The 15,696-nt window shown below is 65.9% G+C and carries 15 protein-coding genes; 9 read left to right on the top strand and 6 right to left on the bottom strand.

Annotation, left to right across the window (positions count from 1 at the left end):
* The first annotated feature begins 8 nt into the window (after positions 1-8).
* The 3 genes from ybeY (at position 9) to era (ending at position 2,801) form a co-directional block, all read left to right on the top strand.
* The gene (gene ybeY / locus JX552_RS20555) at positions 9-545 is read left to right on the top strand and encodes an rRNA maturation RNase YbeY (RefSeq protein WP_205873749.1); all 537 of its coding nucleotides are present in this window, start codon (positions 9-11) and stop codon (positions 543-545) included.
* The gene (locus tag JX552_RS20550; protein ID WP_205873748.1) at positions 542-1,828 is read left to right on the top strand and encodes a hemolysin family protein; all 1,287 of its coding nucleotides are present in this window, start codon (positions 542-544) and stop codon (positions 1,826-1,828) included. The genes ybeY and JX552_RS20550 overlap by 4 nt, the downstream gene beginning before the upstream one ends.
* 73 nt (positions 1,829-1,901) lie before the next feature.
* A complete protein-coding gene (gene era / locus JX552_RS20545; RefSeq protein WP_205873747.1) occupies positions 1,902-2,801 on the top strand; it encodes a GTPase Era in 900 nt (299 codons plus the stop codon).
* Here era and JX552_RS20540 read toward each other — a convergent pair.
* Together JX552_RS20540 and JX552_RS20535 are read right to left on the bottom strand one after the other, a co-directional pair.
* Positions 2,790-3,104 (bottom strand): hypothetical protein, encoded by a 315-nt coding sequence (locus JX552_RS20540; protein WP_205878587.1) that lies wholly within the window; start codon positions 3,102-3,104, stop codon positions 2,790-2,792. The two genes, era and JX552_RS20540, sit on opposite strands and share 12 nt — an antisense overlap.
* 1 nt (position 3,105) lies before the next feature.
* On the bottom strand, positions 3,106-3,762 hold the full coding sequence (locus JX552_RS20535; protein WP_205873746.1) for a DJ-1/PfpI family protein: 657 nt from the start codon (positions 3,760-3,762) through the stop codon (positions 3,106-3,108).
* A gap of 76 nt (positions 3,763-3,838) precedes the next feature.
* Between JX552_RS20535 and JX552_RS20530 the strand changes: the two genes are divergently transcribed.
* Entirely contained in the window at positions 3,839-4,792 is a 954-nt protein-coding gene (locus JX552_RS20530) for a GlxA family transcriptional regulator (RefSeq protein ID WP_205873745.1), read from the top strand.
* A gap of 66 nt (positions 4,793-4,858) precedes the next feature.
* Here JX552_RS20530 and JX552_RS20525 read toward each other — a convergent pair whose 3' ends face one another.
* Both JX552_RS20525 and JX552_RS20520 read right to left on the bottom strand, forming a co-directional pair.
* Positions 4,859-6,823, bottom strand: coding sequence for a PE domain-containing protein (locus JX552_RS20525; RefSeq protein ID WP_205873744.1), 1,965 nt, complete (start codon positions 6,821-6,823; stop codon positions 4,859-4,861).
* 871 nt (positions 6,824-7,694) lie between these two features.
* Positions 7,695-9,194: an amidase gene (locus JX552_RS20520; RefSeq protein WP_205873743.1), complete on the bottom strand. Its 1,500-nt coding sequence runs from the start codon at positions 9,192-9,194 to the stop codon at positions 7,695-7,697.
* Positions 9,195-9,255: 61 nt separating this feature from the next.
* Here JX552_RS20520 and recO point away from each other — a divergent pair, with 61 nt between their 5' ends.
* Genes recO through JX552_RS20505 form a run of 3 tightly spaced genes read left to right on the top strand, consistent with a single transcriptional unit; the run spans position 9,256 to position 11,334 of the window.
* Complete coding sequence (gene recO, locus JX552_RS20515) at positions 9,256-10,053, top strand: DNA repair protein RecO (protein ID WP_205873742.1); 798 nt, start codon at positions 9,256-9,258, stop codon at positions 10,051-10,053.
* Positions 10,046-10,936, top strand: a complete 891-nt coding sequence (locus JX552_RS20510) for a decaprenyl diphosphate synthase (protein ID WP_205873741.1) — start codon at positions 10,046-10,048, stop codon at positions 10,934-10,936. Before recO ends, JX552_RS20510 begins: the two co-directional genes overlap by 8 nt.
* Entirely contained in the window at positions 10,936-11,334 is a 399-nt protein-coding gene (locus tag JX552_RS20505; RefSeq protein WP_205873740.1) for a hypothetical protein, read from the top strand. Before JX552_RS20510 ends, JX552_RS20505 begins: the two co-directional genes overlap by 1 nt.
* 48 nt (positions 11,335-11,382) lie before the next feature.
* Here the strand turns inward: JX552_RS20505 and JX552_RS20500 are convergent, their stop codons facing one another.
* Together JX552_RS20500 and JX552_RS20495 are read right to left on the bottom strand one after the other, a co-directional pair.
* On the bottom strand, positions 11,383-11,772 hold the full coding sequence (locus JX552_RS20500) for a Fur family transcriptional regulator (protein ID WP_205873739.1): 390 nt from the start codon (positions 11,770-11,772) through the stop codon (positions 11,383-11,385).
* On the bottom strand, positions 11,769-12,158 hold the full coding sequence (locus JX552_RS20495; protein WP_205873738.1) for an ArsR/SmtB family transcription factor: 390 nt from the start codon (positions 12,156-12,158) through the stop codon (positions 11,769-11,771). The genes JX552_RS20500 and JX552_RS20495 overlap by 4 nt, the downstream gene beginning before the upstream one ends.
* A gap of 182 nt (positions 12,159-12,340) precedes the next feature.
* Between JX552_RS20495 and JX552_RS20490 the strand changes: the two genes are divergently transcribed.
* Together JX552_RS20490 and JX552_RS20485 are read left to right on the top strand one after the other, a co-directional pair.
* Positions 12,341-13,750, top strand: a complete 1,410-nt coding sequence (locus tag JX552_RS20490; RefSeq protein WP_205878586.1) for a glycine--tRNA ligase — start codon at positions 12,341-12,343, stop codon at positions 13,748-13,750.
* A 106-nt stretch (positions 13,751-13,856) separates the two neighbouring features.
* The gene (locus JX552_RS20485; RefSeq protein WP_205873737.1) at positions 13,857-15,689 is read left to right on the top strand and encodes a PPE family protein; all 1,833 of its coding nucleotides are present in this window, start codon (positions 13,857-13,859) and stop codon (positions 15,687-15,689) included.
* The last annotated feature ends 7 nt before the right edge of the window (positions 15,690-15,696 follow it).

The following is a 15,696-nucleotide window of genomic DNA, read 5'->3' as shown; positions in this document are numbered from 1 at the left end:
AGCGCGTTATGAGTATCGAGGTATCCAACGAGTCGGGCATCGACGTCTCCGAAACCGAACTGGTCAGCGTCGCGAAATTCGTCATCAACCGAATGGATGTCAACCCGGCCGCCGAGCTGTCGATGGTGCTGTTGGACATTGCTGCCATGGCCGATCTGCACATGCGCTGGATGGACCTGCCCGGGCCGACGGACGTGATGAGCTTCCCGATGGATGAACTCGAGCCGGGCGGTCGTCCCGATGCGCCCGAGCCAGGCCCGGCCATGCTGGGCGACATCGTGCTGTGTCCGGAATTCGCTGCCGAACAGGCCGCGGCGGCGGGCCACAGCCTCGGACACGAACTGGCGCTGCTCACCATCCACGGCGTGCTGCATCTGCTCGGCTACGACCATGGCGAGCCCGACGAAGAGCGGGAGATGTTCGCTCTGCAGGACCGGCTGCTCGAGGAGTGGGTGGCCGATCAGGTCGAGGCCTACCACAACGATCGGCAGCACGAGCGGGACCGCCGGCTGCTGGACAAGTCAAGGTTTTTCGACCAGCCGTGACCAGCTTCTATCAGCTGCTCGGCGTGATCGTGCTGATCGGTCTGGGCGGATTGTTCGCTGCGCTGGATGCAGCCGTCAGCACCGTGTCGCTCGCCCGGGTGCACGAGTTGGTGCGCGACGAGCGGCCCGGCGCCAGATCCTTGCTCAAGGTGATGGCAGACCGGCCCCGCTACATCAACCTGGTGGTGCTGCTGCGTATCACCTGCGAGATCACCGCGACCGTGCTGCTGGTGGTCTTCCTCTATGACAACTTCGGCCTGGGATGGGCGGTGTGGGGCGCGGCGGCCATCATGGTGGTGACTAGCTTCGTCGTCATCGGTGTGGGCCCGCGCACCCTCGGACGCCAGCACGCGTACTCCATCTCGTTGGCGACCGCCCTTCCGCTGCAGGTTATTTCGTGGTTACTGATGCCCATCAGCCGGGTGCTGGTGCTATTGGGTAACGCGCTCACGCCCGGACGCGGTTTTCGCAACGGGCCGTTTGCCTCCGAGATCGAACTGCGCGAGGTGGTCGACCTGGCGCAGCAGCGTGGCGTGGTCGCCGCGGACGAACGCCGCATGATCGAGTCCGTCTTCGAACTCGGCGACACTCCGGCGCGCGAGGTGATGGTGCCGCGGACCGAGATGGTCTGGATCGAGGGTGACAAGTCGCCGAGTCAGGCGATGGCCCTGGCAGTGCGCAGCGGGTATTCGCGCATCCCGGTGATCGGGGAGAACGTCGACGACATCCTCGGTGTGGTGTACCTGAAAGACCTTGTGCGGCATATCTTCTACTCGACCGAACGGAGTCGGGAAAGTACCGTGGCGCAGGTCATGCGGCCGGCGGTGTTCGTACCGGACTCCAAGCCGCTGGACGCGTTGCTGCGGGAGATGCAGCGCGACCGTAACCACATGGCGTTGCTAGTCGATGAGTACGGCGCCATCGCCGGTCTGGTGAGCATCGAGGACGTGCTCGAGGAGATCGTGGGCGAGATAGCCGACGAGTACGACCAGGCCGAGACCGCGCCGATCGAGGAGTTGGGGGACAAGCACTTCCGGGTGTCGGCTCGACTGCCGATTGAGGACGTGGGAGAGCTGTACGGGGTCACCTTCGACGACGATCTCGACGTCGACACCGTCGGCGGGCTGTTGGCGCTGGAACTGGGCCGCGTGCCGCTGCCCGGAGCCGAGGTGGTCTCGCACGGCCTGCGTCTGCAGGCCGAGGGCGGCCGCGACCACCGTGGCCGGGTGCGGATCGGCACCGTATTGCTGAGCCCGGTCGAAACCGAGGAGGACATTCAGTGACGCCGAACGTGCACCCACGTCGAGAAAATGCGCCCGAAACCGCCGTGAGTTCACGTTCGGCGAGAGCTGCGGCATGAGCGAGTTCCGTTCGGGCTTCGTGTGTCTGATCGGCCGGCCCAACACCGGCAAGTCGACGCTCACCAATGCGTTGGTGGGCGCCAAGGTGGCGATCACCTCGATGCGCCCGCAGACCACCCGCCACACCATCCGAGGCATCGTGCATCGGGAGCATTTCCAGATCATCCTCGTCGACACCCCGGGGTTGCACCGGCCTCGGACCCTACTGGGCAAGCGGCTCAACGACCTGGTACGCGACACCTATACCGAGGTCGATGTCATCGGGCTGTGCATACCGGCCGACGAGCCGATCGGACCGGGCGATCGCTGGATCGTCGAGCAGATCAGCGCGCTTGCCCCGAAAACCACCCTGGTGGCCATTGTGACCAAGATCGACAAGGTGCCTAAAGACCGGGTGGCCGCCCAGCTTGTCGCGGTCAGCGAGCTCGTCCCCCACGCCGCGGAAATCGTTCCGGTATCCGCGGTTTCGGGTGCCCAGGTCGACGTGCTGACCGAGGTCCTGGCGGCCGCGCTACCGCCCGGCCCGGCGTACTACCCCGGCGGCGAGCTCACCGACGAACCCGAAGAGACGCTGATGGCCGAGCTGATCCGCGAGGCCGCACTCGAGGGTGTGCGCGACGAGTTGCCCCATTCGCTGGCGGTGGTGATCGAGGAGGTCAGCCCGCGGGAGGACCGGGACGACCTGATCGATGTGCACGCCGTGCTTTATGTCGAGCGCGACAGCCAGAAAGGTATCGTCATCGGCAAGGGCGGCGCCCGGTTGCGGGAGGTGGGCACCGCCGCCCGCACCCAGATCGAGAAACTCCTCGGCACCAAGGTCTACCTGGATGTGCGGGTGAAAGTCGCCAAAAATTGGCAGCGCGACCCCAAACAGCTTGGCCGACTAGGCTTTTAGGCGTCCGCCGACCACAGCCGAGCGCGGTAACCGGCCGGCCCGGGAATGTCCGCTCAGCACGTCACCCGCTTGCACGACGTCGAAATCGAGGTTCAGCCGCATCGGCCGGCGCACCGATTGTCGCCAGGTCACTCGCGTGGCGTCTACCCCGGATGTGGTGGAGATGCTCTGCAGCGCAACAGTTTCGTCCTTGTAAGTGGCGGTTCCGGTGAGACCCGCCGAGCCTCGGGTGAACACGTAACGGACCTCAAGAGTGCCGATCGGTGTCTTGATCCTCACGTCCCAGTCGCCCTCGATACTCAGGTCACACCTCCTGTGGTTCCCGGCCGGCATTGCGCCATACGACGCCGCGGCGCTCGTACTCGAAGAGCTCTTCGACGGCGCGCGCGACCCGCGGCCCATACCACCGGTCCAGCAGATGCAGGGCCAGGTCCAGGCCGGAGGTCACCCCGCCCGAGGTGACCAGGTCGCCATCGTCCACCACGCGGGCGGCCACCGCGTGGACGCCGGCCGCGTCCAGCAGATCCAGGCCCAGATGATGGGTCACCGCGTGGCGCCCTTCGATCAGGCCCGCCATCGCCATGATCATCGACCCGCCGCAGACGGCCGCCATGGTGGTTGCTGAGTTCTGAAAGGCCTTGGCCAACAACGGAGTCAGTTCTGTGTCGGCCGCCCGGGCCAGCAACACCGCAATGGTGTCGACGCCGTCGTCGGGGTCACCGGCGATCGGGCCGCTGGCACCGGGGACCAGCACGCACCCGGCCTGATCCGGGTCCAGCGCATCGCTGGCACTCAGGGTCAGGCCAAGGGTGCCGCTGGTGACACTGCGGGCGCCCTGCGCAGAGACCAGTGCCACGGCCAGTTCGCCACCGACGAACTCGCTACCCGCGGCGAGCACCTCGAACGGACCGATGACGTCCAGCGGGTCGAACCCGTCGTACAGCACGATTTGAGCACGCATTCCGGCCATGTTTGCCGGTATCGACGCCGCGAACCAGTGGCCAAACCGCCATGAACCACCGGTATATTGCCAACTCATGCATGTGGTCGCCGTGCTCGCCGAGCCGGACGTCATCGCGTTCGACCTGGCGATCGCGATAGAGACATTCACCCGTGCCCGGCTGGGCAGCGGCGAGCCCGGCTACCAGGTGCGGGTATGTGGTGCGCAGCCCGTCGTCTCGGCGGGACCGATCCGGATCACCACCGACTTCGGGCTCGAGGAGCTCGCGGCGGCGGATACCGTCATCGTCCCCGGACGCAACGATGTCAGCGTGGCAGTACGCGACGACGTCGTCGTCGCCCTGAAGGCAGCCCACCGCAACGGAATTCGAATAGCCTCGATCTGCAGTGGCGCGTTCACCCTGGCTGCTGCCGGGATACTGGACGGCAGACGGGCGACCACGCACTGGATGGCGGCAGAGCTGTTCGCCGCGACCTATCCCGCCGTGCGACTCGACCAGGATGCGCTGTATGTCGACGAAGGCCAGATCCTCACCTCGGCTGGCGCCTCCGCGGGCTTGGACCTGTGCCTGCACATGGTGGGCCGGGACTACGGCTCAGCGGTGGCCGCCGACGCCGCCCGGTTGGCCGTCGCCCCCCTGCACCGCAGGGGAGGTCAGGCCCAGTTCATCGTTCGCAACCGGCGCGCGGCCAATACCGAACTCGACGCCGTCCTGGCCTGGATCGAGATCAACGCGCACCGCCCGTTGACCCTTGCCGACATCGCGCGCCAGGCGTCGACCAGCGTGCGCACGCTGAACCGCAGCTTCAAACGCGAGACCGGTCAGACGCCTATGCAATGGGTCAACGGCGTGCGGATCCGCCACGCCCAGGAGCTGCTTGAAGGCACCGATTACGGTGTCGAAACCATTTCTCGCCGAGTTGGGTTCGCGTCGCCGGCGAACTTCCGTGAGCAGTTCCGCCGGCTGTCGGGCGTCGCCCCGCTGAGTTACCGCAACACCTTTCACGCGACGAGGGGCGTGGGCGAATAGGCGTTCCCTCCGGGTGCCGTGCCGTGGGCCTTCGGCCGCCGGGGGTCCGCTCGACCGCTCGACTTCCTAGGGGTAGAACGGGTTCAGGATCGGCGGGATGATCTGGTTGCCGGTCACGCCGGTGAGCCGGACGAAGACCTGGGCGGGGATATTGAGTGCCTGGTAGACGCCGGCGCCGACCCAGGACACCGGTAGCTGCAGGAAGCTCGGCACCGAGTCGACGATGCCCTGTATCGGGTCGAACACCAGGTAGGGGATGGTGGCCGCGACGGTCCGCGCGTCGAGGTTGTAGTTGACGATGGGGTCGGGGTAGCCCTGCGCGCCGAAGTCGGCGCTGATCACACTGTACAGATTTGGGCCCGGATCGACGTAGGTGCCGTCGAAGACGGGGGAGGTCAGCGGCGCACCCTGCATGTACGCCGGCGGAGTGAGACCGAACTGGTTGAGGACTGTCGGCGTCGTACTGACGATCTGCCATGAGTTGTTGATGAGCCCGTCCTGGGTGGAGCCGGCCTGATCCCAGATGAGGAATGTCGCTGTCTCGTAGGGTGACTGGAAGCCGTGACCGCGGTTGAACTGGTTGGGATCGATGTGGCCGTGGTCGGTGACCATGAGCACATCCCATTCCTCGCCGTTGGTGATCTCCCAGTCGGACACCGCCCCCAGCAAGCCGGAACCGTTACCGACCATGGTGCCGTAGTGGCCAAGGTTGGCGTCCATGTTGCGAAGGGCCGCCGCGTACTCGGGCGAGGCGCCGCCGAATTCATGCCCCACCTCGTCAACGCCGACGAAGTACGAGAAGACGAAATTGCCCTTGGTCGGGTCGGCATTGGTGATCGCCTGCTGGCTCAGTGTGCCCACTTCGTTGTTCGATGCGAACCAGAGCGGGTCGTTCTCGGAGTGCCCGACGAATTGGATGTTGTCGGCCGGAATCGTGCCGGCGCCGGCGATATCGGTGATGACCGGCCAGTTGGCGATGACCGTGGTGTCGATCTGGTTGCCGTAGGCGGCTTCGAGTTGGTTGTACACCGTCGGCCAGTTGTCGTACGTCCAGGGTGTGAAGACGTTGTTGGTGACGCCGGCCGTCTCGCTCCAGACACCGGTCTGCATGGTCGTCCACGACGGGTTCGAGACGCTGGTGTGCCCGACGATCGTCGAGGCGGAGGTGACGCCTTCCGACATGAAGGTGCGGAAGTTCACGTTGAGCGGGTCGGCCAGGACTCTGCTCAGATTCGTGCCGTCGGTGCCGATCAGCAGGAAATTCTTGTCCGGAGCCATATATTGCAGAAGGATGGCCTCTTCCGGAGTGACCATGTTCAGGATGGCTCCGGGCGACCCGGGCGCACCCGGGTTGCCGAAGAAGGACAGGGACCAGCCGCCGGTGCCGCCGATTCCGGCGGGGGACAGCAGTCCGCCGAAGCCGCCGGTGCCCCCGGCCCCGCCGTTACCCCACAACAAACCGCCGGTGCCGCCTGCGCCGCCGGCCCCGCTTCGGAAGCCGCCGGTGCCGCCGGCGCCACCGTTACCGATCAACCCGGCGTTGCCGCCGCGCCCGCCGGTCTGCCCTATCATTCCGGCCGAGCCACCCGCACCGCCGTTGCCCCAGAGAATCCCGCCGTCCCCACCTGCCTGTCCGGTGCCGGGGGTGCCGTTGTAGCCGTCGCCGATAAGCGGACGCCCCAGCAGCAGGTTCGTCGGCGCATTGATAGCACCGAGCACCTGGTCGACAACGGGCTGCAGCGGTCCGGCGTTGACCGCCTCGGCTGCCGCGTACGCGCCGCTGGCCGCATTCACCGCCAGCACGAATTGCTCGTGGAACGCTGCCACTTGCTTGCTGAGAGCCTGGTAGTCCAGGGCATGGCCGGAGAACAGCGAAGCGATCGCCTCTGATACCTCGTCCGCGGCAGCGGCCGCGAGCGTGCTGGTCGGACCCAGCGCCGACTGGCTGGCCGCCCTGATCGAGGAGCCGATACCCGCAGCTTCTGCCGCCGCTAACGCCAACACGTCCGGGGATGCGATCAGATACGACATCGTTGTCCTCCAACCCGTCAATTCTTCGACCACCGGCACACGGGGCGCTGCTCATAATTGCACGCTTCCAATACCTTTGACTCGAAGAAACAAAAGATTTGTGAACGACATGAATCATTGAGGTGCTCGACCCGGGGTAGCGGCGCCCGCAGCTCGCTTTCATGTCCGGGTTCGTGACCTCCGGCAGGCCCCTGTCCCGCACTGCGTCCACAGACCGGTTCCGGTAACCGAACTCGTCGAACACACCGTTCGACGTGCGCGATCGCCACCGACGACCACGCCCGTCGCCGAAGTCGGAGAGCAACAAAACCTCTTGGCACGAGGAGGTTTCGTAGCGCACGAAGCAGTTGCGGGTGAAGCGCGCGGTGTCGGCATCTTCTTCGTCGGCGGGACCCGATCCAACACGTCGTGCACCGCCCGGAGCACCTGCTCGTCCGGACGGCCCACGTGAAAGAGCGTGCCGCTCCTAGGTCTCGGGCCGGTAGAGCAGCAGTGCGAGATGGAACGCCACGGCAATGCCGTTGTGGCGCAGACTCTCCGCGACACTCCGCGTAGGACTCGGCATCCTTGCGGGCGGCCGGGTATGACGGGCCGGGGCCCGGTAGGGCCGCGACCCAGTCGGTCATCGCGGAGCGCTTGTTCTCCCCGTCGAGACGGCGTCCGACGATCAGACGCGGCTTCGGTCGCTCGAAACCGCCGATGACACCTACGCGGTCGACGTCCAGGCTGCCACCGGAATGGATTCTCCCAGTTGGTGAAAGACATCGGCGAGGCGGCGATAGTCGGGACGGATGTCGTCGCCCCACGCGGAGCGGTCAACGATCCCGCGGAGTGCGTGGTGCAATCCAAACCCGATGCGGTATCGGCGGTTTCAGCGTCGTGGCTGCGGCACGCTGTGCAGTGGGGGAGTGCTGTTGCCGGTATTCCACCAGACCTTGGGCTGTTTGGACGCCCAGCCGCTGAACGCCTCCAGCTCGGCGGCCAGTGAGATCAAGATGCCTTCACTGTTGGCCGGGCCCATCAGCTGCACGCCGATGGGCAGTCCGTCGGCGGTGAAACCCGCCGGCACGTTGATCGACGGCCAGCCCAAAACGTTCCACGGCCACGCGTACGGGCAGGCGGCGATGACGGCACGGTCGGTGGCAACACCGCTCAACCGGTCGAAAGCCCGAGCCTGTGGCGGCGGCTGCGCGGTGGTTGGTGCCACCACGACGTCGACGATGTTGAAGATCGATCCGACGCGACGTTGGGCGGCGGCCTCGTGGCGGCGCGCGGTGCGCAGGGTTGCCTGCGACAACATGTGACCGGTTCGCATGTTGGACAGGGTGCGAGGGTCCCAGTCGACGTTCTCACCTAGCCGTTCTCCCCACCCCCACAGCCCGGCCATCGATCGCGCCAGAAAATCCCACGACAGCCGCACACCGTAATCCGGGTTGCCCTTGACGACCGTGTGGCCGAGCAGTTCGAGTTGCTCACCCACCTTCTGGATGGCGGCGGCGATCTCGGGATGCAGCTTGGCGCGGAAGAAGGTGTACGGGATGCCGGTTGACAGGGCGATCTTCAGCGGACCGGGCGCGATGCCGACGTAGTCCGACGCCGTGAGCGGCGGAGGCTTGTGCAGGTCGCCCTCGACGTTGCCGGACGCCGCATCCAGGACCAGTGCCGCGTCGGCGACGGTACGGGCCAGGACGCCGTGGACGGTGATGCCGTTGAACGCTTCGGGCTCCGGCCAGGTGGAGATGCGACCGCGTTGCGGTTTGATACCCACCAGATGCGTCCATGCGGCCGGGATGCGGACGCTGCCGGCACCGTCGGAGCCGATCGCCGCGGTCACTAGCCCGGCGGCCACGGCGGCTGCGCTGCCGCCCGACGATCCACCCGGAGTGTGCCGGCGCGACCAGGGGTTGCGGGTGTGTCCGAAGCCTGGCCCGCTGGTGAATGGCCATTGGCCCAGCTCGCAGGTGTTGGTCTTGCCGACGATCACGGCGCCGGCGGCTTTGAGGCGCCGCACCACCTCGCTGTCCGCTGTGGCGGGCGGAACGTATCCGTTGGTGCCGTACGCGGTGGGCACCCCAGCAACGTCGACGTCATCCTTCACCGCGATCGGGATGCCCAGCAATGGGGCCGTATCGCCGGCGGCGCGGCGGCGGTCGGCGGCGTCCGCATCGGCCAGGGCCGACTCGGTGAGCACCACCCGGAACGCGTTCAATGTGGACTGGCTCACATCGATTCCATGCAGCGAACGCCGGACCAGTTCGGCAGCGGTAACCTTCCTGGTCGCCAGCTGGTAGAGCAGGTCGGTTAACGTGGGCAAGCGCCGGTCACGGGAGCCGGAATCGACCCCGGCAGCGAACTCAGAAGCGCCAACCACGGGGTACGAGACTATCGGCGCGGATACCCGCGATGTCGCGGCGGGGTGCAAAACTATTGTGATGCGGCTGTATCGAGACCGGGCTGTTGTGCTGCGCCAGCACAAGCTCGGCGAAGCCGACCGCATCGTCACCCTGCTGACCCGTGATCATGGGCTGGTCCGAGCGGTGGCCAAGGGGGTGCGGCGCACGCGCAGCAAATTCGGCGCGCGGTTGGAGCCCTTCGCGCACATCGACGCGCAGCTGCACCCGGGCCGCAATCTCGACATTGTCACCCAAGTGGTCTCGATCGACGCGTTCGCCACCGACATCGTCAACGACTACGGCCGCTACACCTGCGGTTGCGCGATGCTGGAAACCGCCGAACGTCTGGCCGGCGAGGAGCGGGCGCCCGCTCCGGCGCTGCACCGGCTCACGGTGAGTGCGCTGCGGGCGGTGGCGGACGGTCGTCGTCCTCGCGATCTGCTGCTGGACGCCTATCTCCTACGGGCCATGAGCACCGCCGGATGGGCCCCGGCGCTGGCCGAGTGTGCCCGCTGCGCCACCCCCGGTCCGCATCGCGCCTTTCACATCGCCGCCGGGGGCAGCGTCTGTGCGCACTGCCGTCCAGCCGGTGCCACCACGCCGCCATTGGGCGTGCTGGATCTGATGTCGGCGTTGCACGATGGCGATTGGGAGTCCGCCGAGCAGTCGCCGCCGGCGCACCGTAGTTACGTCAGCGGACTGGTGGCCGCGCACCTGCAGTGGCACCTGGAGCGGCAACTCAAGACGCTGCCCCTGGTGGAGCGGGTCTACCGGGCGGATCGCACGGTCGCCGAACGCCGCGCTGGACTGATCGGGCAGGATACCGAGTGTGGCTAAGAAGGCCGAACGGCGGCAATCCGCCGAGTTCCCGCAACTTCCCCCCGCGCCCCCGGACTATCCGACCTTCCCCGACACGTCCACCTGGCCAGTTGTTTTCCCGGAGCTACCGCCGGCGCCGGACGGAGGGCCGCGGCGTCCTCCGCAGCACACATCGAAAGCCGTGGCACCCCGTATCCCCGCCGCCCAGTTGCCCAACCATGTCGCCATAGTGATGGACGGCAACGGCCGATGGGCCACCCAACGCGGCCTGCGGCGCACCGAGGGGCACAAGATGGGCGAAGCGGTGGTGATCGATATCGCCTGTGGTGCAGTCGAAATCGGGATCAAATGGCTCAGTCTCTACGCGTTCTCCACGGAGAACTGGAAGCGGTCGGCCGAGGAAGTCCGCTTTCTGATGGGCTTCAACCGCGACGTGGTGCGAAGACGGCGCGACATTCTGAACCAGATGGGGGTCAAGATCCGCTGGGTGGGTTCCGCGCCCCGGCTCTGGCGCAGCGTCATCAACGAGCTGGCCGTCGCGGAGGAAGTGACGAAGAACAACGACGTCATCACCATCAATTACTGCGTCAACTACGGGGGACGCATGGAAATCGCGGAGGCGACCCGAAGAATCGCCGTCGAGGCCGCCGCCGGTCGGCTGAACCCAGAGCGCGTCAACGAGTCGACGATCTCGCGTCACATGCAGCGACCCGACATCCCCGACGTGGACCTCTTCCTGCGGACCTCGGGGGAGCACCGGTCCAGCAACTTCATGCTCTGGCAGGCGGCATACGCCGAATACGTCTTCCAGGACAAGCTGTGGCCCGACTACGACCGCCGCGACCTGTGGGCCGCGTGCGAGGAGTACGCGTCGCGCAACCGACGGTTCGGGAGTGCCTGATGAGCTCGCTGCAGGATCGGCTGGCGTCGATACTCGGGGAAGTGCTGTCCGTGGAGACGGAGCCCGACGGCGCCCTCACCGTCCGCCACAACGGCACGTTCGCCTCCCTGCGAGTAGTGCGCATCGTCGAGGACCTCGATCTGATGTCGCTGACGCAGGTGCTGGCCTGGGATCTCCCGCTCACCAAGAGGGTCCGCGAGCAGGTCGCCACGCAGGCGCGGGAACTCAACTTCGGCTCGCTGACACTGCTGGACAAGGGCACCAAGGCCCCCAAGACCGGTGATGTGATGCTGCGCTACAACTTTCCGGGCGCCGGCCTGACCGACGACGCCCTGCGCACCCTGATTCTGTTGGTGCTCGATACCGGTGCCCGGATACGCGCCGAGCTGACCGCCTAGCAAATTCCGGCCGGGTAGCCGGAGTCACGCTCGGCCGGCACTGGGCCCTCAGCGGCAGTCCGCGCAGGTGCCGAAGATCTCGATGGTGTGGCTGACTTCGGAATATCCGTACTTCGCGGCCACCTCGGCCGCCCATGTTTCGACCTCGTGGTCGCCGACCTCGATGGTGGATCCGCAGCTGCGGCACACCAGGTGATGGTGATGGTGCTCCGAGCACCGGCGGTACACCGACTCTCCGGTATCGGTGCGCAGCGTGTCGACGATGCCCGCCGTGGCCATCGATTGCAGCGTGCGATAGACGGTGGTCAGGCCGATGTTCTCGCCACGACGGCGCAGTTCGTCGTGCAGTTCTTGAGCCGAGCGGAATTCGTCGAGCGTTTCCAGCAGGGTGGAAATCGCCGCTCGCTGACGGGTGGAACGAGCACTGGTGTTGGTCATTCGTCGTCCTCACCAGCGTGGGCGACCGCGTCGACCACGATGTGGGCGAGGTGATGGTCGGCGAGGCGGTACAGCACTTCACGGCCGGACCGCTCGCCGGAGACAACCCCGGCCGCTTTCAGGATTTTCAGATGCTGACTGACCAACGGCTGGGGCACACCCAACGCGTCGACCAGTTCGTGCACGCACCGCTGCGACTCGCGCAGCTGCAGCACGATCGCGATGCGCACCGGCGCGGCCAGTGCGCGCAGCAATTCACCGGCGGCATCCAAGATCTCCCGCGACGGCGGCGCCGGATAGGCCGGGCGCTCCGCCAGACCGTCAACGTTGTGCTCGTGATGGCCGGCCAGCTCGTCATCGGCGGCAGTAGGGGTCGACGATGTCACCGTCTTGAGTCACCACCTTTGAAGATTCGAGGCATTCGGGCCGCCACTGACGAGTCCGTCAACAGCAGCCTGCGGCTGCCCTCCACTGTCACATGCATGATGATGCATGTCAAAGACCGGACACCGGTCGCTACCATGACGGATGATTTGCGGGCAGTGGTCGTCGCTGCCCGTGTCTGCTGATACCTCCGAAGGGAGCGCACACCCCCGTGGCGTCCGTCATCGAAACCGTAGTCAACCTGGCCAAGCGGCGCGGCTTCGTCTTTCCCTCGGGTGAGATCTACGGGGGCACCAAGTCGGCCTGGGATTACGGATCCTTGGGCGTGGAGCTCAAGGAGAACATCAAGAGACAGTGGTGGCGCTCGGTCGTGACCGGCCGGGACGACGTCGTCGGGCTGGATTCCTCGATCATCCTGCCGCGCGAAGTGTGGGTGGCCTCCGGCCATGTCGAGGTCTTCCATGACCCTCTGGTCGAGTGCCTCAATTGCCACAAGCGGCACCGCCAGGACCACATGCAGGAGGCATACGCGGCGAAGAAGGGCGGTGATCCCGATTCAGTGCCGATGACCGAGATCGTCTGTCCCGATTGTGGCACCAAGGGCGAGTGGACCGAACCGCGCGAATTCAACATGATGCTCAAGACCTACCTGGGTCCGATCGAGACCGAAGAAGGGCTGCATTATCTGCGCCCTGAAACCGCCCAGGGCATCTTCGTCAACTTCGCCAACGTCGTGACCACCTCCCGCAAGAAACCACCGTTCGGTATCGGGCAGATCGGCAAGAGTTTTCGCAACGAGATCACGCCGGGCAACTTCATCTTCCGCACCCGCGAGTTCGAGCAGATGGAGATGGAGTTCTTCGTCGAGCCGTCGACCGCCAAGGAATGGCACCAGTACTGGATCGACACCCGGCGTCAGTGGTACATCGACCTCGGCATCGAACCGGAGAACCTGCGACTCTACGAGCACCCGAAGGAGAAGCTGTCGCACTACTCCGACCGCACCGTCGACATCGAGTACAAATTCGGTTTCCAGGGCAACCCGTGGGGAGAGTTGGAAGGCGTCGCAAACCGCACCGACTTCGACTTGTCGACGCACAGCAAGCACTCCGGAACCGAACTCTCGTTCTACGACCAAGCCACCGATGTCCGCTACACGCCGTACGTCATCGAACCCGCAGCCGGTTTGACGCGGTCGTTCATGGCGTTCCTGATCGACGCGTACACCGAGGACGAGGCACCGAACGCCAAGGGCGGCGTTGACAAGCGCTCGGTGCTCCGACTGGACCCGCGGTTGGCGCCGGTCAAGGCAGCGGTGCTGCCGCTGTCCCGGCACGCCGACCTGAGCCCGAAGGCCCGCGACCTGGCCGCCGAGTTGCGCAAGTCCTGGAACATCGAGTTCGACGACGCCGGAGCCATCGGCCGGCGTTACCGTCGTCAGGACGAGATCGGCACGCCGTACTGCGTGACGGTGGATTTCGACTCGCTCGAGGACAACGCCGTCACGGTGCGCGAGCGCGACGCGATGACTCAGGAACGGGTGACGATCGACAACGTCGGCGACTATCTGGCCGTGCGACTCAAAGGCAGTTAGCCCTTTCCGCTCGTTGCGGAGCGCCGCGTTGCGCCGAAGTCGTGTCGATCTCGGTAACGCCCCGACCGGGGGTTGAGAATAACCCGTCGGGAGAAGGGCGTTTGGGATGAGTTTCTGGGTGTTGCCGCCTGAGGTTAATTCGTTGCGGATGTTTTCGGGTGCGGGCTCTGCTCCGTTGGCGGAGGCGGCGGCGGCGTGGTCGGGGTTGGCGGAGGAGTTGGGGGCGGCGGCGGATTCGTTTGCGGCGGTGATCAGGGATCTGGGGGTGGGGGCGGGTTCGGTGTGGCAGGGTGCGGCGGCCTCGGCGATGGTGGCGGCGGCGGTGCCGTATGCGGGGTGGTTGGGTGAGGCGGCGGTGGGTGCGGCGGGGGCGGCCGAGCAGGCTGGTGCGGCGGTGAGTGCGTTTGAGGCGGCGCGGGCGGCGATGGTGCATCCGGTGGCGGTGGCGGCTAATCGGGATGTGTTGGTGCGGTTGGTGGTGTCGAATGTGTTGGGTCAGAACGCGCCGGCGATTGCTGCCGTCGAGGGCGTGTATGAGCAGATGTGGGCTGCTGATGTGGCGGCGATGGTGGGGTATCACGGTGGGGCTTCGGCGGCAGCGTCGGCGTTGTCGTCCTGGCGGCAGTGGTGGGACGGCGCGATGCCCGGGCTGCGGGCGGCACCGGCCGCGGCGGTTGCCGCACCGGCGGCCGTCGGCGACCTGATCATCAACCTCGGGCTCGGAAACGTCGGCTCGTTCAACCTCGGTAGCGGCAACGTCGGCGGCCTCAATCTGGGCAGCGGCAATTTCGGCAACATCAACTTCGGCAGCGGCAACATCGGCGACTACAACCTGGGCGGCGGAAACATCGGCACCGGAAACCTGGGTAGCGGTAACTCGGGTGATTTCAACCCGGGCAGCGGCAACTTCGGCGCCGGCAACCTTGGTAGCGGCAACATCGGCAGCCTGAACCTGGGCAGCGGCAACTTCGGCACCATCAACCTCGGCGGCGGCAACAGAGGTGACCTGTCGTTAGGCAGTGGAAACGTCGGCACCTTCAACATCGGCAGTGGGAACCTCGGCGGCGGCAACATCGGCTTCGGGAATCTGGGTTCAGGCAACATCGGATTCGGGAACAACGGCAGCGACAACATCGGGATCGGGCTCACCGGTAACGGCCAGCGCGGCATCGGATCGCTCAATGCGGGCATCGGCAACTTCGGTCTGTTCAACTCCGGTGCGAACAACATCGGCTTCTTCAACTCCGGCGACGGCAACATCGGTTTCTTCAACTCCGGTGACGGCAACACCGGCTTCGGCAACGCCGGCAGTTTCAACACCGGCTTCTGGCACTCGGGTGATTCCAACACCGGCATCGGCAGCGCGGGCAGCGGCAACTTCGGCTTCTTCGATGCCGGAAAGGGCAACGCCGGTAGCTTCAACGCGGGAACCCAGAGCACCGGCTTCGGGAATTCCGGCGCCGGAAACACCGGGTTCTGGAATTCCGGTAATTCGAACACCGGGTTGTTCAACGCCGGCAGTGTCAACACCGGCTTTTTGAACGCGGGTGACACCAACACCGGCGGATTCAACGGCGGCAGTCTCAACACCGGTTTCTTCAGCGGAGTCGACCAGGCGGTCGCCAACTCCGGGTTCGGCAACATCGGAACCGGCAACTCGGGCTGGGGCAACAGCGACCCCGGGGGTGGGTCGAATTCCGGATTCTTCAACACCGGTTTCGGTAATTCCGGTTTCTCCAACGCAGGACCGACGCTGGTCGCCGGTTACAACTCCGGCTTCGGCAATATCGGCACCTACAACGCCGGAATCGTCAACTCTGGCAACAACTTGGCCGGATGGTCCAATACCGGCAACACGAGCTCGGGTGTGTTGAACTCAGGTGACGACAACTCCGGCGGGTTCAATTCCGGTACCGGGCAGTCGGGTTTCTTCCGCTGAGACACAT

The organism is Mycobacterium gordonae (assembly GCF_017086405.1).
GTDB lineage: Bacteria > Actinomycetota > Actinomycetes > Mycobacteriales > Mycobacteriaceae > Mycobacterium > Mycobacterium gordonae_D.
The sequence above is the reverse complement of the archived record's forward strand: the minus strand, read 5'-3'. Positions and strand labels throughout refer to the sequence as shown.